Below are 21,161 nucleotides of genomic sequence, written 5' to 3' on the forward strand. Positions count from 1 at the left end.
TTCGGCATATGCCGAAGAAGCTCGTGATCAAGGTGACCGCAGGTGCCGACTCCGCCGAGCGCTGCTCGCAGGCGTTCACGGTGGCCGCGGTCGCCGTCGCCAGTGGCGTGGAGGTCTCGCTCTGGCTGACCGGGGAGTCCTCCTGGTTCGCGCTGCCGGGGCGCGCCGCCGAGTTCGAACTGCCGCATGCCGCGCCGCTGCCGGACCTGATCGAGTCGATCCAGGCGGGCGGACGGATCACCCTGTGCACGCAGTGCGCGGCCCGTCGTGACATCACCGAGCAGGACGTCCTGGAGGGCGTACGGATCGCCGGTGCCCAGGTCTTCGTCAGCGAGGTCATGGCCGACGGCGTCCAGGCGCTCGTCTACTGATGCTCGTCCACCGACGCAAGAGCGTTACCGCCGCTTCTTGCCGTCGAGTTCGTCCCACCACTCGTCGGACTTCGGGTCGCCGGACGGATCGTCCCACCAGCGGTCCTCCGGCCCCCGCCGGTTGGCGACCATGGCCGCGACGGGCGGGATGACCATCGCGACGAGGCACATCGCTATCGCGGCCGGCATCGACCACAGCCTGACGAAGGACCAGGCCGATACGAAGAGGACGATGCAGGCCCCCATCATCAGGAAATAGCCGCGACGGCGTCGCGCGTACATGTTTCCAGGGTAGGTCTCGGAGCCGCCCGTGCGAACGGCGCGCACCCGCCCGGACGGCGCGAAGGGCCGTACCCCGTTCAGGAAGGCGTCCAACCCCCTGGGGTACGGCCCCTCGGCCGATCTGTGTCGCGGCATGCGGACCGCGGCGGGACCTGCTCGTACTAGACGGCGATCGCGACCTCGGAGAGGCCACCGGTCTGCGCCACGACCGTGCGGTCGGCGCTGCCGCCCGGGACGAGGGCGCGCAGCGTCCACGTGCCCTCGGCCGCGTAGAAGCGGAACTGTCCGGTCGCCGAGGTCGGGACCTCGGCGGTGAACTCGCCGGTCGAGTCCAGCAGGCGCACGTAACCGGTGACGGGCTCGCCGTCGCGGGTCACGCTGCCCTGGATGGTGGTCTCGCCGGGCTTGATGGTCGAAGCGTCGGGGCCGCCGGCCTTTGCTCCACACATGGTGTCTCGTCCTTCCGGGTCGGGGGTCTTGCTGGTCCGGGTCGTGCGGAGTTACTTGTTGGCGCCGAGCTCGATCGGCACACCCACGAGGGAGCCGTACTCGGTCCACGAACCGTCGTAGTTCTTGACGTTCTCCTGGCCGAGCAGCTCGTGCAGCACGAACCAGGTGAGCGCGGAGCGCTCGCCGATGCGGCAGTACGCGATGGTGTCCTTCGCCAGGTCGACCTGCTCGGCCTCGTAGAGGGCCTTGAGCTCCTCGTCCGACTTGAAGGTGCCGTCGTCGTTGGCGTTCTTCGACCACGGGATGTTGCGGGCGCTCGGCACGTGGCCGGGGCGCTGGGACTGCTCCTGCGGGAGGTGCGCCGGGGCGAGCAGCTTGCCGCTGAACTCGTCGGGCGAACGCACGTCGACCAGGTTCTGGTTGCCGATCGCCTTCACGATGTCGTCGCGGTAGGCGCGGATCGACTCGTCCTGCGGCTGGGCCTTGTACTCGGTGGCCGGGCGGGACGGGATCTGGTCGCCGTCGACCAGGTCGCGGGAGTCGAGCTCCCACTTCTTGCGGCCGCCGTCGAGCAGGCGGACGTCCTGGTGGCCGTAGAGCTTGAAGTACCAGAACGCGTAGGACGCGAACCAGTTGTTGTTGCCGCCGTACAGGACGACCGTGGTGTCGTTGCCGATGCCCTTCTCGGACAGCAGCTTCTCGAACCCGGCCTGGTCGATGAAGTCACGACGGACCGGGTCCTGGAGGTCCTTGGTCCAGTCGATCCGGATCGCGTTCTTGATGTGGTTCTTCTCGTACGCCGAGGTGTCCTCGTCGACCTCGACGAGAGCGACCTTCGGGTCGTCGATGTGGGCCTCGACCCAGTCGGCGTCTACCAGGACGTCACTGCGGCTCATTCTGTTCTCCTCCGGGGCAGTCTGCGGCGAGATGATGCGAGACGGTGCGTGATGCGGGTGTACGGCGGCGCGGCGTGCGGCGCACGTACAACGGCGATCGGGATGGGCCCTGACGTCGGTCGAAGGGCCGGGGGGAAATGCGGGGCGCCGAGGGCTCCCGCTCAGACAGTGCGACAGAGCATGGCGGCGACGCGGCACAGGTCCACTGCCCGCCGCTTCGTGAGATCCGCCCGTCCCCGCTGTGGGAGACCGCCAATAGAGCACTGCATGGGACCGATCGTAGGGAGGTACGGGCGGGCATGTCACCGCCGTGTCGAATCCTGAGACGCGATCGTCTGCCATGCGAGACAGGTATGGGATCGGGGCATCCCCCGCGCGGCTCCCGTGCCACCGGCGGCCGTCGGCCATCTACGGATCGGACATGACCGTCTCAATATGTGGCGCACCGAGGCGTCGGGGCGTACGGCGAGCGGGGTGTGGCCCGCCGGACGGGGCGATGTGCCTATGCGGCGAGCTTCACGTCCGTGCCCGTCACCGAGATCTCCAGGCCGTCGGCGGTCGGCTGGATCTTCTGGAGCTTCAGGCCGCCCGGCAGGCCGCCGACCTCCCGGTCGAAGTCGGTCTTCTGGCGGACCAGCCCCTCCAGCCCGGGGATGCCCTCGCCCGGCACCTTGTCCGCGTGCACCCGGAGCGTGTGGCCGTCGACCAGGGTGACGGTGGAGAGCACGCTGCGCGAGATCGGGTTGCCGAGGACGTCGACCGTGCCGGTCACCTTCACCTTGTTGTTGCCGCCGTACTCGACGGCGACGCCGTCACTGGCGGCCTCGGTGAGGTCCTCGTACGAGATGACGGCGGTGCCCGTGGCGCGGGTGGCGGTGGCGCTGGAGTAGTCGTCGGCCAGTTTCACGTCGTGCAGCGCGGCGTTCATCCTGCTGATCCGGAGCCTGCGGCCGTTGGCGGCGGTCTCGATGCCGGTGATCTCGACATCGACCTCGTCGAGCTGATCACCGGCGATCTGCGTCAGGAACGGGAATCCCTTGATGGAGACGTCCGTCGAGCCGATCGTGGCATCCGTGATCCGGATCCGCCCCGCGGCCTCCGACTCGGCGAAGTACACCGCCGCCCGGTCGACGGCGACGAAGATCCCGCCCAGGACCACCACGATGACCAGCAGTATCCGCAGTGCACGCATGCCCGCTCTCTCCCCCACCCTGCATTCCGGCCGGACCCCGGCGCCCCGCACGTCCGGCGAATGTGCGCGGCGCCCCGGGTGATCGACGAGCAGGCACCCCTCTTCGGTTCCCGGGGCGGTCCGGCCCCGGGCTAGAAGAGCGCGCGGCCGAGCAGGTACACGGCGGGCGCCGCGGCAGTGAGCGGCAGTGCCACGCCGGCGGTCATGTGGACGAAGCGCGACGGGTAGTCGTAGCTCGCCACCCGCAGCCCGATCAGCGCACAGACACCCGCCGCGAGGCCGAGCAGCGCGCCCTTCGTGCCCAGGTCGGTGAGCGTGCCGGCCACGGCGCCGGCGCCCGCCGCGGCGAGCAGCGCCACCACGACCGAGGCCGGTCCGGGCAGCGGAAGGACGCGGACGAGCGCGGCGACCGCGACGGCCACCGCGCCCACCGTCACCGCGTCCGGGACCGCCGCGAGGTGTCCGGCGGCCAGGACCGAGAGGGCGGCCGACGCGACGGTGGCCATCAGCCCCTGCATCCGCTCGTCGGCGCTCGCGTGGCTGCGCAGTTGGAGGACCACGGTGAGCAGCACCCAGACGCCGAGGGTGCCGAGGATGGCGGCCGGCCCGTTCTCCCGGCCCGCGGCGAGCAGCGCGATGTCGGCGACGAGGCCGCCCGCGAACGCGAGCGCGATGCCCTGCCGGGCCGGCCACATGCCGTTGAGCCGGAACCAGCCGGCCGCGGTCACGGCCTGGAGCAGCACCAGGGGTACGACCAGGGCGTACTGCCCGATCGCGGCGCCCAGGGCGAGCAGCAGCCCGAGTCCGGCGGTGATCCCGGCGGGCTGCATGCCCGGCGGGATGATCGGCGAGCGGCCCTCGGCGCGGGCGCGCTGGGCGTCGGTGATCCGGCTGTTGCCCAGGGTGGTCGGGGCGCTGTAGCCGGCCGCGTCGTGCGCGGAGGCGGGTGCGGCAGCGACGGCCGGCTCGGCGGCGGGGGGCGCTGCCGGTGCCTCGGGCGGCAGCGGGTACGAGCCCGAGGCGCCCTGCGGCGGCAGAGGGGGCGGCAGGTAGGCGGTCTCGTCGGCGGCCGGACCGGGCCCGGCGGGCTGGGCGGGCTGCGCGGGCTGGGACGACTGGAGGACCGGCTGGTACTGGGTGTCCCAGGTCTGGCCCTCCCAGGTCTGCGCGACCGCGGGGTCCTGGCCGTGGCCCGCGGGCGCGGCGGGCTCCTGCGCGTACCCGGCCGGCCAGCCCTGGCCGGGGCCCGTCTGCGGTGCCTGCTGCGGGGTTCCGTACGAGGGGTACGAGGGCTGCTGCCCGTACGGCTGCGCTCCCTGGGCCCCGCCGCCGTAGGACTGATCGCCGTACGACTGGTCTCCGTGGGACGGCGCCCCGTAGGCCTGTGCGCCGTAGGACTGATCGCCGTAGTACTGATCGCCGTGGGCCTGCGCACCGTAGGACTGATCGCCGTACGACTGCGGCTGCGGCTGCGGCTGTCCGCCGTTCGACGGGTCGTGGCCGGGACCGTACCCGTAGCTCGGGTCCTGTCCGTACGGATGCTGCTGATCGTTGCTGCTGCTCATGTTCTGCGGTTCACCCTCCTGCGAACGGCGGGAGCACCTCGACCGTGCCGCCCTCGGCAAGGCGTACGGTCTCATGGCCGCGGGTCCCCACGGGGTCACCGTCGATGAGGAACGAGCACCTTTGCAGCACTCGGGTGAGCTCTCCGGGGTGCCGTTCACGCACCGCGTCGAGCGCCTCGGCGAGGGTCGCAGCCGTGTACGGCTCCTCCGCGGTCCCGGCCGCGGCCTTGGCGGCGGCCCAGTAGCGGATGGTTACCGCAGGCATGGCGCCACTCCTCTCGTCTCTCGTCAGCTGTCCATCATGGGTCACGGCGTCACCGCCCAGTCGGCGATGCGGGTGAGCAAGGTCTCGTCCGCGGCGTTCTCGGCATGCCCCATGCCGCGCTCCAGCCACAGCTCGGCGCCGTCGCCCGCCGCGTCGGCCAGCGAGCGCGGGTGATCCAGCGGGAAGTACGGGTCCCGGTCGCCGTGCACGATCAGCAGCGGCGCCGGGGCGATCAGCCCGGCGGCCTCGACCGGCGGGAGCGGCACCGGATCCCACTCGTTGCGGTCGATCCGGGTACGCAGGCCGTAGCGGCCGACCATGCGGCCCATCGGCCGGGTGACCACCCAGTGCAGGCGGCGCATCGGGGCGGTGCCCCGGTAGTACCAGCGGGCGGGGGCGCTCACGGCCACCACCGCATCCGCGTGCGCCTCCGAACGCGCCCCGGTGCGCCCCTCGCGCTCCACAGCACCACCGGGTTCCGCACCGTCCGCCGGCCGCCTGGCGTACAGCGCCCCGTGCCGCAGCACCACGGACCCGCCCATCGAGAACCCGGCGGTCACGACCCGGCGGTGTCCGAGCTCCCGCGCCCACGCCACCGCCGCGGCCAGGTCCAGCACCTCGCGGTCCCCCACCGTCGACCGCCCGCCGGACCCGCCGTGCCCCCGGAACGAGAACGTGACCACGGCCGCCCGCCCGGCGAACACCCCGGCGGCACGTCGCACCGCGGGCCGGTCCACCGAACCGGTGAAACCGTGCGCGAGCACGATCGCAGTACCGTCGAAGGATGACTCCGCACCGGCCCCGGCACCCGCCGTACACGGTTCGTACACCGCCTCGATACGCACCCCGTCATCGGTACGCAATGCGGTGCGCAGGGGACCGGGCGTGATCGAGGGAACAGCGGAACTCCGAAATCGCCCCTCGGACACAGAACTCATGTGGGCTATTGTGCTGGGAAGAGGATCCGGGCAGAGCAGCCCCCGGGTCCTTTTGTGCTTTCCAGGCGTTGTTACGGCGACGTTTCCACAAGCTCAGCGGTCCCAGGGCGCGGGATCACATCCGTGGGACCAGCACGAAAGCGTACGAAGAAGTGCCGCATACTCCCCCGGGCCCGGCCCGGGAGTGCCCCTCTCGCAGGGAACGAGGAGGACCGACGTAATGGGCGAGCGAACCGTGCACGATCATCGACCGACGACCCAGGCAGGTGGGCGGCGATGAGTTCACTGCTGCTCCTGACGAATGCCCTTCAACCGTCGACGGAGGTGCTGCCCGCCCTCGGTCTCCTGCTTCACAGCGTGCGGGTGGCACCGGCCGAAGGCCCCGCTCTCGTCGACACCCCCGGTGCCGACGTCATTCTCATCGACGGCCGCCGCGACCTCCCCCAGGTGCGGTCGCTCTGCCAGCTGCTGCGGTCCACCGGACCGGGCTGTCCGCTGCTCCTCGTCGTGACGGAGGGCGGTCTCGCGGCCGTCACCGCCGACTGGGGCATCGACGACGTACTGCTGGACACGGCGGGACCGGCCGAGGTCGAGGCCCGGCTGCGGCTGGCCACCGGCCGGCAGCAGATCACCGCCGACGACTCCCCGATGGAGATCCGCAACGGCGACCTCTCGGTCGACGAGGCCACGTACAGCGCGAAGCTGAAGGGCCGGGTCCTGGACCTGACCTTCAAGGAGTTCGAACTGCTCAAGTACCTCGCGCAGCACCCGGGCCGGGTCTTCACCCGCGCCCAGCTGCTCCAGGAGGTCTGGGGCTACGACTACTTCGGCGGCACGCGCACCGTCGACGTCCATGTCCGGCGGCTGCGCGCCAAGCTCGGCCCCGAGCACGAGTCGCTGATCGGTACGGTCCGCAACGTCGGCTACCGCTTCGTGGCACCCGAGAAGGTGGAGCGCGCCGCCGAGGAGGCCAAGGACCGGGCCGCGGCGGAGGCGGCCACCGAACCCGCAACCCGTTCGGAGCAGTCGCGGGCGGCCGCGCTGAAGGAAGAAGCCCCGGTCCGGCCTGCCGGAAGGTAGGTATATCCGCGTAGACTGCCGCGCGTGGCCAAGGTGACGCGGGACGATGTGGCGAGACTGGCGGGGACGTCGACCGCGGTCGTCAGCTACGTCATCAACAACGGACCGAGGCCGGTCGCCCCGGCCACGCGCGAGCGGGTACTCGCCGCGATCAAGGAGCTGGGCTACCGGCCGGACCGGGTTGCCCAGGCGATGGCCTCGCGGCGGACCGATCTCGTAGGGATGATCGTGCCGGACGCCCGGCAGCCGTTCTTCGCGGAAATGGCGCACGCGGTCGAACAGGCCGCCGCCGAGCGCGGAAAAATGGTGCTCGTCGGCAATTCCGACTACCGCGACGAGCGCGAGGTCCACTATCTGCGGGCCTTTCTCGGCATGCGGGTCTCCGGCCTGATCCTGGTCAGCCAGGGCCCCAGCGAGCGGGCGGCGGCCGAGATAGAGGCGTGGGACGCGCGGGTCGTGCTGCTGCACGAGCGGCCGGAGGCGATCGACGACGTCGCGGTCGTCACCGACGACGTCGGCGGCGCCCAGCTGGCCACCCGGCACCTGCTGGAGCACGGCAACGAGTACGTGGCGTGTCTCGGCGGCGTGGAGTCCACCCCGGTGGTCGGTGACCCGGTCGCCGACCACGTCGAGGGCTGGCGCCGGGCGATGCACGAGTCGGGGCGTTCGACGGAGGGCCGGCTCTTCCAGGCCCCGTACAACCGTTACGACGCCTATCAGGTGGCGCTGAAGCTGCTCGCCGGGCCGGACCGGCCGCCGGCGATCTTCTGCTCGACGGACGACCAGGCCTTCGGGGTACTGCGGGCCGCGCGCGAGCTGCGCATCGATGTGCCCGGGGAACTCGCGGTGGCGGGCTTCGACGACGTGAAGGAAGCCGGTCTGACCGATCCGCCGCTGACGACGGTCTCCTCGGACCGCCCGGCGATGGCGCGGGCCGCGGTGGACCTGGTGCTCGACGACTCGCTGCGGGTCTCGGGGTCGCGGCGGGAGCGGCTGAAGCAGTTCCCGTCGGCGCTGGTGGTGCGGCGCTCCTGCGGCTGCGGGGAGCAGACGGTCAGGTAGCGGGCCGGCCCCCGGGCGGGGGCCGCTCCTTATATCGGGCATACGAGGTTCTGCCGGGCTTCTCAGGACGTGCTCAGGCTTCTCTCATCTTCGCCGGACACGCTCATAGGCATGACAGAGAGCCAGCGCCCGAGCGGCGAGTACCCGATGTACCCCTCGTACGGCAACGGCGACGCGGCCTACCCGCCGCCGCCGTCATACCGGCCCGCGCAGCCGATCGCGACGGGCCCCGGAACCACCGTGTGGCCCGGTGGGAACGGCGGCGACGGGCACGGCGGCGACGGCGGCGGCGGACCCGCCTTCCCGCCGCCCGCGCCCCAGGAGCCGGCCGCGCCCCGGCAGCGGGCCAGGCGGCCGGTCGCCCTGCTGGCGGCCGTGGCGATCGCGGCGGCGATCGTCGGCGGCGGCACCGCCACCGTCATCGGACAGCTCACCGGCAACAGCTCGAACAGCGCGAGCAGTGTCATCCCCGGCACCACCGTCTCGCAGAGCAGCAAGGGCACCGTCGCCGGTGTCGCCAAGGCCGTCTCACCGATGATCGTCGAGATCAACGCGACCTCGACCGCGGGCGAGTCCACCGGCTCCGGCGTGATCATCACCTCCGACGGCGAGGTCGTCACCAACAACCACGTCATCTCCGGCGCCTCGTCGATCAAGGTGACGCTCAGCACCGGCCGCACGTACACCGCCGACGTGGTCGGCACCGACCCCGACAAGGACCTCGCGCTCATCAAGCTCCAGGGTGCGAGCGGGCTGAAGAAGGCCACGCTGGGCGACTCCTCGGCGGTCGCGGTCGGCGACCAGGTCGTCGCGATCGGCTCTCCCGAGGGCCTCACCGGCACCGTCACCAGCGGCATCGTCTCCGCCCTCGACCGCGATGTCACCGTCGCCAAGGAGGACGGCAGCGGCCAGGGGCAGCGCGGGCAGAGCGGCGGCGAGCAGTGGCCGTTCGAGTTCGGCGGCCGGCAGTTCAACGGCGACACCGGCGAATCCACCACCACGTACAAGGCCATCCAGACCGACGCCTCGCTCAACCCCGGCAACTCCGGCGGCGCGCTCATCAATATGAACGGCGAGATCATCGGCATCAACTCCGCGATGTACTCGGCGAGTTCGTCCAGCGGGTCGAGCAGTTCGAGCGCGGGCAGTGTGGGTCTCGGCTTCGCCATCCCGGTGAACACGCTCAAGGCCGACCTCGACACCCTGCGGGCCGGCAACGGCTCCTGAGGAGACATCCATGCACCACCCCGCCCACACCCCCACCGGCCCGGCCGACCTGGCCCTCCCCCTGGGGCCTGTCCGGCAGATCAAGGCCGCGCACGGGCCGCGCCGGGCCCCCGAGCTCCGTACCGCCACCGGCCGCGGGCGCCGGGCCGCACGACGACGAAGCGCCGCGGCCGTGCAAGGCTGAGAGCCGGAAGGCACAGCCGTACGGGAACGAGAAGAGGACAACGAGCGATGAGCCCCGCCGAAGACGATCCGCAGCGCATCCTGATCGTCGACGACGAGCCCGCCGTGCGCGAGGCCCTGCAGCGCAGTCTCGCGTTCGAGGGCTACGACACCGAGGTGGCCGTCGACGGTCTCGACGCCCTCGCCAGGGCCGAGTCGTACGCCCCCGACCTCATCGTCCTCGACATCCAGATGCCCCGGATGGACGGCCTGACCGCCGCCCGTCGGCTCCGCTCCACGGGCACCACCACGCCCATCCTGATGCTCACCGCCCGCGACACCGTCGGCGACCGGGTCACCGGTCTCGACGCGGGCGCCGACGACTACCTGGTCAAGCCCTTCGAGCTGGACGAGCTCTTCGCCCGCATCCGGGCCCTGCTGCGCCGCAGCTCGTACGCGGCCGCGGCGGGCGGCGGCGTCCCCGACGACAATGTGCTGGCCTTCGCGGACCTGCGGATGGACCTCGCCACCCGCGAGGTCACCCGGGGCACCCGCCGGGTCGAGCTGACCCGTACCGAGTTCACCCTGCTGGAGATGTTCCTGGCCCACCCGCGGCAGGTGCTGACCCGCGAGCAGATCCTGAAGGCCGTGTGGGGCTTCGACTTCGAGCCGAGCTCCAACTCCCTGGACGTGTACGTGATGTACCTGCGCCGCAAGACGGAGGCGGGCGGCGAACCGCGCCTCGTGCACACGGTGCGGGGGGTCGGCTACGCGCTCCGCTCCGGCGGCGGTGACGGATGACCGGCACCCTGCGCCGGCTCCGCGCCCTGCCGCTGCGCTCCCGGCTCGCGCTGCTGGTGGCGACGGCGGTGGCGGTCGCGGTGGCGGCGGTCGCGGCGGCCTGCTGGTTCGTGACGCGGGCGCAGCTGGAGAACCAGCTGGATGCCTCGCTGCGCAATGTCTCGGTCAGCGACGTCTACGTGCAGCAGCTGTTCACCGCCTGCACCCGCCCCGACCGGGCGACCGCCCCGCAGGTCGGGGGGACGTACACCGTGCAGCTCGTCACCGTGTCCGGGAGCACCTGCACCTCCGCCGGGGCCTCGCCGATCGGTGTGACGGCCGCCGACATCGCCGTGGCCGCCGGTGTGAGGGACAACGCCCTGCACACGGCCAGCACGAAGAGCGGCAAGAAGATGCGCGTGTACACGTACACGTACGAGACCCACAACCAGGCGCCCGGCCTGGCCCCGGGAAGCTTCGCGGTCTCCGTCGCCCGTCCGATGAGCGAGATCAACGACCCGCTCTCCACCCTCGCCTGGGTGCTCCTGGCCGTCGCCGGCATCGGCGGCGTCGGCGCCGGCGCGGCCGGGCTCTGGGTCGCCCGCACCGGGCTGCGCCCCGTCGACGAGCTCACCGAGGCCGTCGAGCACGTCGCCCGTACCGAGGACCTCACCGTCCGGATCCCGGCCGACGGCGAGGACGAGATCGCCCGGCTGTCCCGCTCCTTCAACTCGATGACCGCGTCCCTGGCCAGCTCCCGCGACCGCCAGGCCCAGCTGATCGCCGACGCCGGCCACGAGCTGCGGACCCCGCTGACGTCCCTGCGCACCAACATCGAGCTCCTCGCCCGCAGCGACGACACCGGCCGCGCCATCCCGCCCGACGACCGCAGGGCCCTGATGAAATCGGTCAAGGCGCAGATGACCGAGCTGGCCTCGCTCATCGGCGACCTCCAGGAACTGGCCCGCCCCGACGCCCCCGGCCCCGTCCCGCTCCAGGTCGTCGCGTTGCACGACATCGCGGACACGGCCCTGGAGCGCGCCCGGCTGCGCGGCCCCGAGCTGACCATCAGGGCGGACCTGACCCCCTGGTACGTACGGGCCGAGCCCGCCGCGCTGGAACGGGCGGTGGTCAACGTCCTGGACAACGCGGTCAAGTTCAGCCCGTCCCGCGGCACGATCGAGGTCGCCCTGCGCGGCGGCGAGCTGACCGTACGGGACCAGGGCCCCGGCATCCCCGCCGACGAACTCCCCCACGTCTTCGAACGCTTCTGGCGCTCCCCGTCCGCCCGCCAGCTCCCCGGCTCGGGCCTGGGCCTGTCCATCGTCGCCCGCACGGTCCAGCAGTCGGGCGGCGAGATCACCCTGCGCCCGGCGGCGGACGGCCCGGGCACGGTCGCCTCGATCCGGCTGCCGGGGGCGCCGACACCGCCGCCGGGGCTGTGATCGCGGGGGCGGTGCGGGGCGGAGTCAGAGACGGCGCCGGAACTCGGCAGCGAACTGCGGGGCGCCTCCCGCGTCCAGCCGGTCCAGCAGCCCGTGCAGGTCGCGGGGCTCCCGCCGGTAGGAACCCGCCTGCGTGCGCAGAACGGAGTTCATCTCCACCGGGGCGAGATCGAGCATGTCCAGCAGGAAGTCGTCGGGGCGCATCACCTCGATCTCGTACGGATCCGAAGCCTCGGCCGGGAAGTCCTTCACGTTCAGCGTGACGACGGCATGCGCCTGGCCCCGGACCGCCGCCGCCAGCACATGCCGGTCCTTGGGGTCGTTCGCCATGGCGGGTATGAGCGCCTCGTATCCCGACACAAGGCTGTCGGGAAACGTGCCCGCCATCGCTTCGACGATTCCCTTGGCCTTCAAGGCCCCGATACGCTCGCCGACGTTCCTGGTCAGCTCATCCAGGATGTCGGTGGACCAGAGCGGTTCGTAGAGCTCGGCCTCGGCGAGTCTCAGCAATGTGTCCCTGAGGTAGTTCGGGAAGAGGACACAGGTGTCCAGGACGACGCGCTGCACATCGCTCCAGTCGGCTCGGGCGGATTCAGCTGATCAGTTGTCGTAGAGACCGGCGTCCTCGGTCAGTCCGACCAGTTCGTCCAGTCCTCGGCGACGCTGCGAGCGTCTCTTCTCCTTGTAGTCGAGAACGTCGGCCAAGAGCACTCTGCGGTGCCTTCCCGGCCGAGAGAAGGGGATCCCGCCCTCATCGAGGATCTTGACGAACGTCGGCCGGCTGACTCCCAGGAGGTCGGCAGCCTCTTGCGTGGTCAGTGTGGTGTTCACCGGTGCGACCGTCACGGCCTTGCCCTCCGAAAGGGCCCGCACCACCACCATCAGCGCCTCGTAGACCTCGGGGGGCAGCGTGCGCGTGGCGCCGTCGGGCCCGCGCAGCAGAGCCGGCTCCACAGCTTGCGGGGTCCGGTCCAGGAAGGCGCAGAGCTCGGCGATCTCCGCGCGGTGCTCGGGCAGCAGAGTGCGGTCTTCAGTAGTGCCGTGCATGGCTCTGTCTCCTTTGAGAGTAGACCCAGCATCGCACAATTCGAAAGAAACGCAAGCGACGTGATCGGCGGAGGCTCAGACCCCCCGGGCCCATGCCCCCGGGCTGCGCCCAATCAGGGATTCGAACCGGCCGGACGGCGGCCCGGGGCCCGCTCAACGGCCGACGGAGCGCCAGATGTGGCCCGGGACCGTCCGCGCGGCTTCGTCCATGTCGATGTGGCGCCCCTCGTGCTGCTCGCGGGCGGCACGACCATGCTTTCCTGGCCCGACGCACTTTGCGAGGCGCTCGCTCGCGGCGGACGTCACGCCGTGCGCTACGACCTGCGCGACTCCGGCACGTCGACGACCGTCGACCCCGAGGCGCCGGGGTACACATTGTGGAACCTGGCCGCCGATGCCGCCGCGCTGGAACGGGCGGTGGTCAACGTCCTGGACAACGCGGTCAAGTTCAGCCCGTCCCGCGGCACGATCGAGGTCGCCCTGCGCGGCGGCGAGCTGACCGTACGGGACCAGGGCCCCGGCATCCCCGCCGACGAACTCCCCCACGTCTTCGAACGCTTCTGGCGCTCCCCGTCCGCCCGCCAGCTCCCCGGCTCGGGCCTGGGCCTGTCCATCGTCGCCCGCACGGTCCAGCAGTCGGGCGGCGAGATCACCCTGCGCCCGGCGGCGGACGGCCCGGGCACGGTCGCCTCGATCCGGCTGCCGGGGGCGCCGCAGCCGCCGCCGGGGCTGCGGTGCGAAGGGAAGAGTGCGCCCCTCACCCACGGCCCACTTTGTCCTGGCAAGAATACTTATCGACCTGCTCGGTTGTGGGTTTGTAATCGCCCTTTTTATTGATCGAGTGGAAAATCGAGGCGAAATCGATATCCCATTTGCCCGAATTCATGTACCGCTTGAGTTCCTCTTTGATCTTCTCGCACCCGTCACGATGCCCCTTGGGCAGCGCGATGCCGTAGTACTGGAAAGTTCCGGATTTCGGCTTCACGACTTCCAGACTCTTGTCCTCCTGCGCGAATCCCTGAAGCAACAACGTGTCTGTGAAAACGGCGTCCACGCCTTGTTTCTTGGTCAGCTTCCGCACACAGTCCCCGGCATCACTCCCTTCGGCCGTCAGATATTTTGGAATTGCACGGGATGCCGTGACACCGGAAGTCGTTCCGGGCCAGGTGCACACTCTTTTGTCCTTCAGGTCGGACACATCACGGATGCCTGGACGGTCTGCCTTGCGCACCAGGATGCCCGAATGGGTCATGGCATACGGTCCCACGAAGTCGACGGCCGACTTACCGATCAAGCGGTCGTCGATGATCGAGAAAGTCGCCACGACGAGATTATCCCTGCCGACAGCCGTCTGCCGTTCGTCGGATGGCACGGCAAAGAACTTGGGTTCTTTGCCCAGCGCACCAGCGGCCATGTAGGCGATCCTGATGTCGAATCCGGTGTACGCACCATACGTACCGTTCCTGTAACCAGTCCCGGGCTGGTCGACCTTTACTCCGATATGAACCTCCTCGGTTGCGGGCCACTCGTCCGACCCGCACCCGGAGGTCGCTGCGAGAAAAAACAGACCGCAACCTGCCAGGGCAATCCGGGACAATCCCATCCTTCTCCTTCTCCTCACAGAAGCCACCATTCATGGTCGTGTAGGACGGCAGAGTCGAATCGGAGGTTCAACCGGCAGTTCTCACCGGATTTCGACGTATCGACCACGGCCCGCAATTTGACATGTTCGCGAGCACCATGCAGGTTGATGTCGCCCACGTTTTCATTTTCCAGTTTGACCGCCTCATCCTTCAGGGGCTTGCCGTCCACAACAGGCATCACCGAGACAGTCGACTCAACGTCACACATATCGCCGAAAAGCTGGTCCTCGATAAAAACCTTTATCCGGAGATGCGAACGAGAAGAGGCCGCGTCCACGGTCATCTCGGCCTCATCCAGGCTCCCCATTGGCCCGTCACTCTGGACGACGATGTGCGCGTCCAGGTCACCGTGGTCGGCCAGCAATTTGTATGAACCGGCCGCGAGTGCCGCGCTCCCCACAGCAGCGGCGACCAGTCCGACGAATGCGACGAGCCGTTTCCTCGCTCCGTCGCAGGCGAACCAGAGGCAGACCACAGATGTGATCGCGCAAAGGATCAGCAATACGCAGTAGAAGACGTACTGGGCTTTGGACGCCTCGGGAGCCATAACAATTCCGACCGAGGCTCCAGCGACGCCGGCGATCAGCACCACAGCCTGAGCCCAGACACCACCGAACTTCACATACTGGCTGCCCGAACCGGTGTTGAAGGCGTTGCTGCCACCCTTCGCCTCAACCTGCGTCCGATGCGGGGGCAGGTCGGCCCCTCTTTCACCATTCATCAGTTGAACGTGACGTTCTGGTCTCCGGAGCCACTGTTGACTGCACTCTTTCCGCCGCTGACCGTGACCGTCGTCTGATGGCTCAGGGATTTCAACTCACCCAGGACGGCATCCAGCTCTTCCGATGAAAGTCTCGTCAGGGCGGTCGCCAGCCGTTGCTCACGCTCGTCGTCGCCCTGATCCTCCAGAGCCTGCGCCAGTCCGGGTTCGACCTCACCTCCACGACGGCTCAGCACTCCCCTGACACGGCTGACCATCTCCGGCCAGGGCACGCTGCCGATGAGACCGACAAGAGCATTTACGCCCGTCGTAACTGCAATCGCTCCGAGGTCCTCACTCACTTCAACTCCCGTGATGTATAGATTTGTTGCATCCCACGCTAGGCCCATTGTCCGGGGCTGGTACGGGAAAGCAGTCCGAACCGCGAGCAGTTTTCAGCCGAAATCGCATCGCGCTGCAGGGCCCATACGCGGCTCTGCCGGCCGTCGGCGCACTACACATGGGCTCTCGGCGGCATACAGCCCCGTCGGGCCTTGTCAGACCCCGAGGTTGCGCCTGATCAGCGACTCCACCAGTCCCGAGCGGGTGGCGGGGAAGTCCAGCGGGACGATGCCGAGGCCCGTCCAGCCGGATGCCTCCGAGCCGTCCAGAAACGACTGCACCTGCGGGTTGAGCCGGTCCGCGTTCCAGCGCGGTGGCATCAGGGCGGCCGTGCTGACGTAGTTCATGTACAGCTTCCCGGGCTGCTGGGCGGCCTTGCGGAACTGGGCCTCGATCTTGGGGTACTTGGCGAACGGCTCCGCCATGTAGTCGTCCTGGATGTCGAAGAGTTCCGGGTCGGCGTAGCGGACCCCGGGCAGCCCGCCGTTGTCGGCCAGCAGCACGACCTTGCCGCGCGCCTCACCCAGCGAGGGCAGCACCGGGTCGATGCGGAACAGAGGGCGCCAGCCCCTGTTGTCGAGGTAGTCGTCGAAGACCGCCCGGAACGCCGCGTCGCTCTCCTCCGAGTACTCCTGCTTGACCCGCATCAGCACGGTCTCGGTGGGGTGGGCCGCCAGGAAGTCCCAGCAGGCGCCGAGCACGTCGCCGAACATCAGGTTCTGGTACGAGGCGCCGTGGTGGATGGCGAACGAGTCACCGGTGATCCGGCACCGTACGTCGAGGAAGCGGATGCCGCTGTTCAACTGCTCGCCGATGGTGGTGTTCTGGCACTCGGTCCAGGGTCCGCCGTAGCGGGCGCCGGAGTCGTGCGAGCCGGGGATCGTGAGGCGTTGCAGCGCGGTGGCGCCGGGGACGGCTCCCATCCAGTCCTGGGTGGTGAGGGCCTGGCGGTCGGCGGCGCCTGCGGGGCCCGTACCGATGAGCACGGTGGCGGTGGCGGCGAGGGCGCCGGCCAGGAAGTTCCGGCGGGTGGCGGTGTACGGGCTCATGCGGGAAGTGCCTCCGTCTGCCGTGGGGGGTCCGGGAAGTCAGCCGTCAGAGTATGACGGGTGCACGTCACTACAGGAACCCGGGCGAACGGTCCACTCGATCCAGGCGCCCCGGTGACTCAGCGAGAAGCCGCAGGGTTCGCCGCGATGGAGCGCGCCGACAGCGCCGACGCATCCGCCGCCGTCGACCCAACTCAGCGCCCGATGGCGCTCCATGGGCGGCAGAGCGGCGGCCAGCGCCCGCACGTTCAGCCGGATGAAGCGGATGGCCTCGGCGGGGTCGAGAGCCATGTGCCGGGACACCTCGGCGATCTCGTCCGCCTCCATCATGCGGTAGGTGACCCGCTCGCACCAGAACACGCGCGTTGCGGTCGGTGCGGGTTGTTGCTCGCGCACGGGGATGCCTCCTGACGCTGCATCGGGACCGTCCCGCGCCTGCGGCCGGCGTGACGAGCGGCAGGCGCGGGGCGACCCTTCGAGACCCCGCTCAACTGGCGCAGCGCTGAACGGAGTTGGGCACCCCGGACACCGGCCACCGAAGACCGGTCCAACCGGGACGCACCCCGAAGCTAGCGCTTTGCGTGAGCCCGTATCAAGTGTTTGATATCTAACGAGTGAGATGAATATCCGCCACAGATGAGATGTGACGGCAGCGGGCGACTCCCACCTGCGCCGGTGGGAGCCGCCCGAAGCGAGAGCGTGACAGCTCAGGCCAGATCGTCGAACTCGCCTTCCTTCGCGCCAGCGAGGAAGGCGCGAAGCTTTGCACGGCTCGTACGGATGATCACGTCCGGATTGTCACTCTCGCGCATGAGGATCTCGCCACCGCATTCGGCGAGTTCCAGGCAGTTGTCACCGTCGGCGTCGGCCGACTTGGACGACTTTCGCCACTGAATTTCCATGATTCTCACGCCTTCACACTTGCTCTGCGACTTCCTTGATGAAGTCTCTCGAACTCTGCGGATCGAGCGATCGCCCTTCCGTCCGGTCGAGCACCGCCCGAAAGACCTGGAGCCGCGCCTCGGCGTCGACGAACCCAGAACCCAGTAGGGCATCCGTCTGCACGGTGTCGAGCTGCGGAACCGGACCGTAGACATAGTGGGTCGAACTACCGGCGTTCGGGAAGCCACCCACCGCGAACGGGATCACCCGCACGGTGACATTGTCGCGTTCCGACTCCTTCAGAAGGTGCTCAAGCTGCCCACGCGCCACCCTGCGCCCGCCGAACTGCATTCGCAGGGCCGCTTCGTGGACCAGGAACGTGCAGGCGGGCGGGTCCGACCGGTCGAGAACATCCCTCCGCCTCAATCGGTGCGAGATCCTGCGCCGGAGACTCGCCGGGCTCGGCGCCGGCAGAGATTCCGAGTAGACGGCACGCACGTAGTCCTCGGTCTGAAGCAAGCCGGGCATATGCATGATCTGAACCGACCGGAAACCCGCCGCGTGATGCTCCAGCTCCGCCAGGTCGAGCGCGCTCCCGGAAAGCTCGCCGCGGTAGTCCTCCCACCACCCCTTTATCCGCTCCTCGGCCATGTCCGCGAGTGCGTCGACATAGGCCTCGTCGGAGCACGCGTAGTGCCCGGCCCACGTGCGCACCCGCGCACCGCTCACTCCGAACCGCCCCGATTCGGTGTTGCTGATCGTGGTCCGGTCCGTGCCCAGCAGGGCTGCGGCCTCGGTTGGCGTCAGACCGGCGTGCTCACGCATCTTGCGCAGCTCCGCACCCAGTCGGCACTGCCGCGCGGTAGGGGGCTTCCTCGGTGGCATCAACCTCTCCTCTTGTCGAAACCCAGTCTGGCCGCATCCCTCGAAGGGGTCCACTTCTAGCAAAAATTATGGGTTTGCCCACAACACTTGATACGCCCACGCTACCGTTCTCACACACCGCGCCGCACGCCGGTAAACCCGAAGTGCAGCCGTACGCCCGCGTGTTGACCCACGTCCGCGTACGGCCATCGCCACGGACGGCGAGCGACGCGCCCGTTCGCACCACACCGCGTTGGGAGAACGACATGACCCACGTCCACGCCACCGCATACTCCTCGCCACCAGACCCGCAGGGCGGCGAGAACTACCGGCTCGCCCTGCCGAACACGTCCAGCGCCGCGAAACTCTCGCGCGACTTCATCGCATCGCTGCTCACCGTCAGCAGACACCGCGGTCTTGTCGACGACGCGCGCCTGTGTGTCACGGAGTTGGTCACCAACGCCCACCGGCACACGCGCACGTCCCTGATCCGGGTCGGCGTGACCGTGCAGCGCAAACAGGTCACGATCTCCGTCGCGGACGACGACCACTGGGCCCTTCCCGAACCACCGGCCTTCCGCGAAGTACGCGAAGAGGCGCGCGAACGGGAGGGCGGGCGGGGGCTGTTGATCGTGGAGCAGCTGGCGCTCGCCTGGGGGATGACCGTGCTGGGCGGCTGCTTCCCGTACCGGAAGGCGGTCTGGTTCACGCTCGCCCGAGCCGGGTCGGCGCCCTGAACCGCCCGGGCACGCAGAAGGGCGGTGGGCCCGCCGGCCCACCGCCCCGCTCACCCGCGTACGGGAGTTACTGAACGACCGTGATCCGGTCCGCCGCCGGCGGGGCCAGCGGTGCCTCGGCCGTGGAGTGGGCCGCCAGGTAGGCGTTGAAAACGTCCAGGTCGGACGGGCCGACCAGCTTGTTCGTGCCCTGGCCGAGCGCCGCGAAGCCGTCGCCGCCGCCTGCCAGGAACTCGTTCATCGCGACGCGGTAGCTCTTGGCCGGGTCGATCGCCTCGCCGTTCAGCTTGATCGTGTCGGTGACCACGCGGGCCGCGCCCGTCTTCGTCATGTCCAGGGTGTAGGTGAGGCCCTTGGACACCTGGAGGATCTTCGGGCTGGCCTCGTTGGAGCCGCTGACCTGCTGCTGGAGCGCCTCCACCAGCTGGGCGCCGGTCAGGTCGACGACGTTCATCATGTTGGTGAAGGGCTGCACGGTGAACGCCTCCCCGTACGTCACCACCCCGTCGCCCTCGGCTCCGCTCGCCTTGTGCACCAGGTCCGAGCGGATCCCGCCCGGGTTCATGAAGGCAACGACCGCCCCACCCTTGTCCGCCGGGGCCAGACCCTCCAGCTGGGCGTCGGCGATCAGGTCACCGAGCGGCTTCTCGATGGCCGTGGAGCCGCGGCCGTTGATGTCGGCGCTGATGTAGCCCTGCGGCTTGTTCGCGATGGGCGCCGCGAGGGTGTTCCAGCGGGCGATCAGGGCCGTCATGTCATCGGCCTTGGGCTGGTCCCGGCTGACGATGTGGTTCGCCGACTTCGGGTTCTTGGCACCGGCCGACTTCACCGACGTACGGACGATGTCCTTGGTGCGGCGGTCGTAGGTGAGCGTCGTGTCGGTGTAGAGCTTGCCGAAGGAGGACGCCGAGGTGACCATGCGCGGGTTGCCCGCCGGGTCCGGGATCGTGCACACGTACGCCTGGTGGGTGTGGCCCGTGACCAGCGCGTCGACCTTGGGCGTGATGCCCTTGGCGATGTCGGTGATCGGCCCGGAGATGCCGTCACCGGCGCCGGAGGAGTCGCAGTCGTAGTTGTACGAGGTGGAGGCCGGGGCCCCGCCCTCGTGGATCAGCGCGACGATGGACTTGACGCCCTGGCGGTTCAGCTTCTTGGCGTACTTGTTGATCGTCTCGATCTCGTCGTGGAACTTGAGGCCCTTGACGCCGTTGGCCGTGACGATGTTCGGCGTGCCCTCCAGGGTCACCCCGATGAAGCCGATCTTGACGCCGTTCTTCTTCCAGACCGTGTACGGCTTGAGGATCGGCTTGCCGGACTTCTCGTTCGTCACGTTGGCGGCGAGGTAGGGGAAGTCGGCGCCCTCGAACTTCTTGTCCTTCTCGTAGCACCCCTCGACCGGGTGGCAGCCGCCGTTCTGGAGGCGGGCCAGCTCGGTGGCACCCTCGTCGAACTCGTGGTTGCCGACGCTGGTCACGTCGAGGTCGAGCTTGTTGAGCGCCTCGATGGTCGGCTCGTCGTGGAAGAGGCCGGACAGCAGCGGGCTCGCGCCCACCATGTCACCGCCGGCCGCGGTGATCGAGTACGGGTGGCCCTTGCGCGCGGTACGCAGCGAGGTCGCGAGGTACTCGACGCCACCGGCCGGAATCTCCTTGGCCGAGCCGTCGGGCTGCGTCTCGATGACCTTGCCCGCCGAGCCGGCCGGCGGCTCCAGGTTCCCGTGCAGGTCGTTGAAGGACAGCAGCTGTACGTCGACGGTACGGCCCGGCTTGTGGTGGCCGTGCCCGTGGCCGTGGCGGTCCTGGGCGCCGGCCGGCATCGCGGCGACGAGCGCGCCGACGGTGGCGAGCCCGGCCGCGGCGGCGAGCACCCGCCGGGGCGCGCGGTTCTTCTGCGGTGTCGCTGACATCGGTCCCCTTGTGAGTTCAGCGGGAGTTCGAAAGTGATGACGAGTCTGGAGACTTCGTGCGCAGCCTAGGGTCAACGCGCGTAGCGCGACAGGTGTCGGGAGTTACGAACCGGTTGCCATGCGGTCGGTATGGCCACAAATGGCCGCACATCACTCGTATGGCTCACATATACGGGCAGAAACGTCCCGGCACGCATGTACGGCGCAAGCCTGTAC

Annotated in this window: 26 protein-coding genes and 1 pseudogene; 9 read left to right on the forward strand and 18 right to left on the reverse strand. The window is 69.5% G+C overall.

Features of this window, described 5'->3' with window-relative positions; translation table 11 throughout:
• The first annotated feature begins 8 nt into the window (after window positions 1–8).
• Window positions 9–371: a DsrE family protein gene (locus BT364_RS27925; RefSeq protein ID WP_072487999.1), complete on the forward strand. Its 363-nt coding sequence runs from the start codon at window positions 9–11 to the stop codon at window positions 369–371.
• A gap of 24 nt (window positions 372–395) precedes the next feature.
• Here BT364_RS27925 and BT364_RS27930 read toward each other — a convergent pair whose 3' ends face one another.
• From BT364_RS27930 to BT364_RS27965, 8 genes are all read right to left on the reverse strand, one after another.
• Window positions 396–653: a DUF3099 domain-containing protein gene (locus BT364_RS27930; RefSeq protein WP_072488000.1), complete on the reverse strand. Its 258-nt coding sequence runs from the start codon at window positions 651–653 to the stop codon at window positions 396–398.
• 161 nt (window positions 654–814) lie between these two features.
• Complete coding sequence (locus tag BT364_RS27935; protein WP_018490348.1) at window positions 815–1,102, reverse strand: DUF1416 domain-containing protein; 288 nt, start codon at window positions 1,100–1,102, stop codon at window positions 815–817.
• Between the two features lie 51 nt (window positions 1,103–1,153).
• The gene (locus tag BT364_RS27940) at window positions 1,154–1,999 is read right to left on the reverse strand and encodes a sulfurtransferase (protein ID WP_072488001.1); all 846 of its coding nucleotides are present in this window, start codon (window positions 1,997–1,999) and stop codon (window positions 1,154–1,156) included.
• A 161-nt stretch (window positions 2,000–2,160) separates the two neighbouring features.
• The gene (locus BT364_RS44355; RefSeq protein ID WP_350983699.1) at window positions 2,161–2,268 is read right to left on the reverse strand and encodes a putative leader peptide; all 108 of its coding nucleotides are present in this window, start codon (window positions 2,266–2,268) and stop codon (window positions 2,161–2,163) included.
• 233 nt (window positions 2,269–2,501) lie between these two features.
• Complete coding sequence (locus BT364_RS27950) at window positions 2,502–3,191, reverse strand: LmeA family phospholipid-binding protein (protein ID WP_072488002.1); 690 nt, start codon at window positions 3,189–3,191, stop codon at window positions 2,502–2,504.
• Window positions 3,192–3,322: 131 nt separating this feature from the next.
• Window positions 3,323–4,756, reverse strand: coding sequence for a hypothetical protein (locus BT364_RS27955; protein ID WP_072488003.1), 1,434 nt, complete (start codon window positions 4,754–4,756; stop codon window positions 3,323–3,325).
• Window positions 4,757–4,766: 10 nt separating this feature from the next.
• The gene (locus BT364_RS27960) at window positions 4,767–5,021 is read right to left on the reverse strand and encodes a MoaD/ThiS family protein (RefSeq protein ID WP_072488004.1); all 255 of its coding nucleotides are present in this window, start codon (window positions 5,019–5,021) and stop codon (window positions 4,767–4,769) included.
• Between the two features lie 41 nt (window positions 5,022–5,062).
• Window positions 5,063–5,959: an alpha/beta hydrolase family protein gene (locus BT364_RS27965; RefSeq protein WP_079179671.1), complete on the reverse strand. Its 897-nt coding sequence runs from the start codon at window positions 5,957–5,959 to the stop codon at window positions 5,063–5,065.
• A gap of 276 nt (window positions 5,960–6,235) precedes the next feature.
• On the opposite strand from BT364_RS27965, the gene BT364_RS27970 reads away from it, so the two are divergent.
• From BT364_RS27970 to BT364_RS27990, 6 genes are all read left to right on the forward strand, one after another.
• Window positions 6,236–7,039 carry a winged helix-turn-helix transcriptional regulator gene (locus BT364_RS27970; protein ID WP_072488005.1) on the forward strand — a complete coding sequence of 268 codons (804 nt, stop codon included), beginning with the start codon at window positions 6,236–6,238 and terminating at the stop codon, window positions 7,037–7,039.
• A gap of 24 nt (window positions 7,040–7,063) precedes the next feature.
• Window positions 7,064–8,101, forward strand: a complete 1,038-nt coding sequence (locus tag BT364_RS27975; RefSeq protein WP_072488006.1) for a LacI family DNA-binding transcriptional regulator — start codon at window positions 7,064–7,066, stop codon at window positions 8,099–8,101.
• 111 nt (window positions 8,102–8,212) lie between these two features.
• Window positions 8,213–9,328, forward strand: coding sequence for a S1C family serine protease (locus BT364_RS27980; protein WP_072488007.1), 1,116 nt, complete (start codon window positions 8,213–8,215; stop codon window positions 9,326–9,328).
• 10 nt (window positions 9,329–9,338) lie between these two features.
• Complete coding sequence (locus BT364_RS41765) at window positions 9,339–9,512, forward strand: hypothetical protein (RefSeq protein ID WP_177328254.1); 174 nt, start codon at window positions 9,339–9,341, stop codon at window positions 9,510–9,512.
• Window positions 9,513–9,559: 47 nt separating this feature from the next.
• Window positions 9,560–10,291, forward strand: a complete 732-nt coding sequence (locus BT364_RS27985) for a response regulator transcription factor (protein WP_072488008.1) — start codon at window positions 9,560–9,562, stop codon at window positions 10,289–10,291.
• Complete coding sequence (locus BT364_RS27990; RefSeq protein WP_072488009.1) at window positions 10,288–11,715, forward strand: sensor histidine kinase; 1,428 nt, start codon at window positions 10,288–10,290, stop codon at window positions 11,713–11,715. Before BT364_RS27985 ends, BT364_RS27990 begins: the two co-directional genes overlap by 4 nt.
• A gap of 24 nt (window positions 11,716–11,739) precedes the next feature.
• On the opposite strand, the gene BT364_RS27995 is transcribed toward BT364_RS27990, so the two are convergent.
• Together BT364_RS27995 and BT364_RS28000 are read right to left on the reverse strand one after the other, a co-directional pair.
• Entirely contained in the window at window positions 11,740–12,282 is a 543-nt protein-coding gene (locus BT364_RS27995; RefSeq protein WP_072488010.1) for a PIN domain-containing protein, read from the reverse strand.
• 33 nt (window positions 12,283–12,315) lie between these two features.
• Window positions 12,316–12,762, reverse strand: a complete 447-nt coding sequence (locus BT364_RS28000) for a helix-turn-helix domain-containing protein (protein WP_072488011.1) — start codon at window positions 12,760–12,762, stop codon at window positions 12,316–12,318.
• 147 nt (window positions 12,763–12,909) lie between these two features.
• Here BT364_RS28000 and BT364_RS44360 point away from each other — a divergent pair.
• Window positions 12,910–13,494 (forward strand): annotated as a pseudogene (locus BT364_RS44360) (sensor histidine kinase); the annotation flags it as partial.
• 25 nt (window positions 13,495–13,519) lie between these two features.
• On the opposite strand, the gene BT364_RS28010 reads toward BT364_RS44360, so the two are convergent.
• The 7 genes from BT364_RS28010 to BT364_RS28040 all read right to left on the reverse strand — a co-directional run bounded on the left by BT364_RS28010 (window position 13,520) and on the right by BT364_RS28040 (window position 18,323).
• Entirely contained in the window at window positions 13,520–14,365 is an 846-nt protein-coding gene (locus BT364_RS28010) for a transporter substrate-binding domain-containing protein (RefSeq protein WP_072488012.1), read from the reverse strand.
• 14 nt (window positions 14,366–14,379) lie between these two features.
• Window positions 14,380–15,126, reverse strand: coding sequence for a hypothetical protein (locus tag BT364_RS28015; RefSeq protein WP_072488013.1), 747 nt, complete (start codon window positions 15,124–15,126; stop codon window positions 14,380–14,382).
• Window positions 15,126–15,467: a hypothetical protein gene (locus BT364_RS28020; RefSeq protein ID WP_143166562.1), complete on the reverse strand. Its 342-nt coding sequence runs from the start codon at window positions 15,465–15,467 to the stop codon at window positions 15,126–15,128. Before BT364_RS28020 ends, BT364_RS28015 begins: the two co-directional genes overlap by 1 nt.
• 195 nt (window positions 15,468–15,662) lie before the next feature.
• A complete protein-coding gene (locus tag BT364_RS28025) occupies window positions 15,663–16,556 on the reverse strand; it encodes a phosphatidylinositol-specific phospholipase C (RefSeq protein WP_072488015.1) in 894 nt (297 codons plus the stop codon).
• 39 nt (window positions 16,557–16,595) lie between these two features.
• Window positions 16,596–16,952 carry a hypothetical protein gene (locus BT364_RS28030; protein WP_072488016.1) on the reverse strand — a complete coding sequence of 119 codons (357 nt, stop codon included), beginning with the start codon at window positions 16,950–16,952 and terminating at the stop codon, window positions 16,596–16,598.
• Window positions 16,953–17,263: 311 nt separating this feature from the next.
• On the reverse strand, window positions 17,264–17,458 hold the full coding sequence (locus BT364_RS28035; protein WP_072488017.1) for a DUF397 domain-containing protein: 195 nt from the start codon (window positions 17,456–17,458) through the stop codon (window positions 17,264–17,266).
• A gap of 13 nt (window positions 17,459–17,471) precedes the next feature.
• The gene (locus tag BT364_RS28040; protein WP_072488018.1) at window positions 17,472–18,323 is read right to left on the reverse strand and encodes a Scr1 family TA system antitoxin-like transcriptional regulator; all 852 of its coding nucleotides are present in this window, start codon (window positions 18,321–18,323) and stop codon (window positions 17,472–17,474) included.
• Window positions 18,324–18,568: 245 nt separating this feature from the next.
• Between BT364_RS28040 and BT364_RS28045 the strand changes: the two genes are divergently transcribed.
• On the forward strand, window positions 18,569–19,039 hold the full coding sequence (locus BT364_RS28045) for an ATP-binding protein (protein ID WP_072488019.1): 471 nt from the start codon (window positions 18,569–18,571) through the stop codon (window positions 19,037–19,039).
• A gap of 67 nt (window positions 19,040–19,106) precedes the next feature.
• Here the strand turns inward: BT364_RS28045 and BT364_RS28050 are convergent, their stop codons facing one another.
• Window positions 19,107–20,945, reverse strand: coding sequence for a bifunctional metallophosphatase/5'-nucleotidase (locus tag BT364_RS28050; RefSeq protein ID WP_072488020.1), 1,839 nt, complete (start codon window positions 20,943–20,945; stop codon window positions 19,107–19,109).
• Window positions 20,946–21,161 lie beyond the last annotated feature (216 nt).

Origin of the sequence: Streptomyces atratus, from assembly GCF_900119365.1 — a bacterium.
GTDB lineage: Bacteria > Actinomycetota > Actinomycetes > Streptomycetales > Streptomycetaceae > Streptomyces > Streptomyces atratus_B.

Coding starts and splice junctions, on each gene's coding strand:
- BT364_RS27925 (WP_072487999.1), top strand. CDS start 9: ATGCCGAAGAAGCTCGTGATCAAGGTGACCGCAGGTGCCGACTCCGCC.
- BT364_RS27930 (WP_072488000.1), bottom strand. CDS start 653: ATGTACGCGCGACGCCGTCGCGGCTATTTCCTGATGATGGGGGCCTGC.
- BT364_RS27935 (WP_018490348.1), bottom strand. CDS start 1,102: ATGTGTGGAGCAAAGGCCGGCGGCCCCGACGCTTCGACCATCAAGCCC.
- BT364_RS27940 (WP_072488001.1), bottom strand. CDS start 1,999: ATGAGCCGCAGTGACGTCCTGGTAGACGCCGACTGGGTCGAGGCCCAC.
- BT364_RS44355 (WP_350983699.1), bottom strand. CDS start 2,268: ATGCAGTGCTCTATTGGCGGTCTCCCACAGCGGGGACGGGCGGATCTC.
- BT364_RS27950 (WP_072488002.1), bottom strand. CDS start 3,191: ATGCGTGCACTGCGGATACTGCTGGTCATCGTGGTGGTCCTGGGCGGG.
- BT364_RS27955 (WP_072488003.1), bottom strand. CDS start 4,756: ATGAGCAGCAGCAACGATCAGCAGCATCCGTACGGACAGGACCCGAGC.
- BT364_RS27960 (WP_072488004.1), bottom strand. CDS start 5,021: ATGCCTGCGGTAACCATCCGCTACTGGGCCGCCGCCAAGGCCGCGGCC.
- BT364_RS27965 (WP_079179671.1), bottom strand. CDS start 5,959: ATGAGTTCTGTGTCCGAGGGGCGATTTCGGAGTTCCGCTGTTCCCTCG.
- BT364_RS27970 (WP_072488005.1), top strand. CDS start 6,236: ATGAGTTCACTGCTGCTCCTGACGAATGCCCTTCAACCGTCGACGGAG.
- BT364_RS27980 (WP_072488007.1), top strand. CDS start 8,213: ATGACAGAGAGCCAGCGCCCGAGCGGCGAGTACCCGATGTACCCCTCG.
- BT364_RS41765 (WP_177328254.1), top strand. CDS start 9,339: ATGCACCACCCCGCCCACACCCCCACCGGCCCGGCCGACCTGGCCCTC.
- BT364_RS27985 (WP_072488008.1), top strand. CDS start 9,560: ATGAGCCCCGCCGAAGACGATCCGCAGCGCATCCTGATCGTCGACGAC.
- BT364_RS27990 (WP_072488009.1), top strand. CDS start 10,288: ATGACCGGCACCCTGCGCCGGCTCCGCGCCCTGCCGCTGCGCTCCCGG.
- BT364_RS28000 (WP_072488011.1), bottom strand. CDS start 12,762: ATGCACGGCACTACTGAAGACCGCACTCTGCTGCCCGAGCACCGCGCG.
- BT364_RS28010 (WP_072488012.1), bottom strand. CDS start 14,365: ATGGGATTGTCCCGGATTGCCCTGGCAGGTTGCGGTCTGTTTTTTCTC.
- BT364_RS28015 (WP_072488013.1), bottom strand. CDS start 15,126: ATGAATGGTGAAAGAGGGGCCGACCTGCCCCCGCATCGGACGCAGGTT.
- BT364_RS28025 (WP_072488015.1), bottom strand. CDS start 16,556: ATGAGCCCGTACACCGCCACCCGCCGGAACTTCCTGGCCGGCGCCCTC.
- BT364_RS28035 (WP_072488017.1), bottom strand. CDS start 17,458: ATGGAAATTCAGTGGCGAAAGTCGTCCAAGTCGGCCGACGCCGACGGT.
- BT364_RS28040 (WP_072488018.1), bottom strand. CDS start 18,323: ATGCCACCGAGGAAGCCCCCTACCGCGCGGCAGTGCCGACTGGGTGCG.
- BT364_RS28045 (WP_072488019.1), top strand. CDS start 18,569: ATGACCCACGTCCACGCCACCGCATACTCCTCGCCACCAGACCCGCAG.
- BT364_RS28050 (WP_072488020.1), bottom strand. CDS start 20,945: ATGTCAGCGACACCGCAGAAGAACCGCGCGCCCCGGCGGGTGCTCGCC.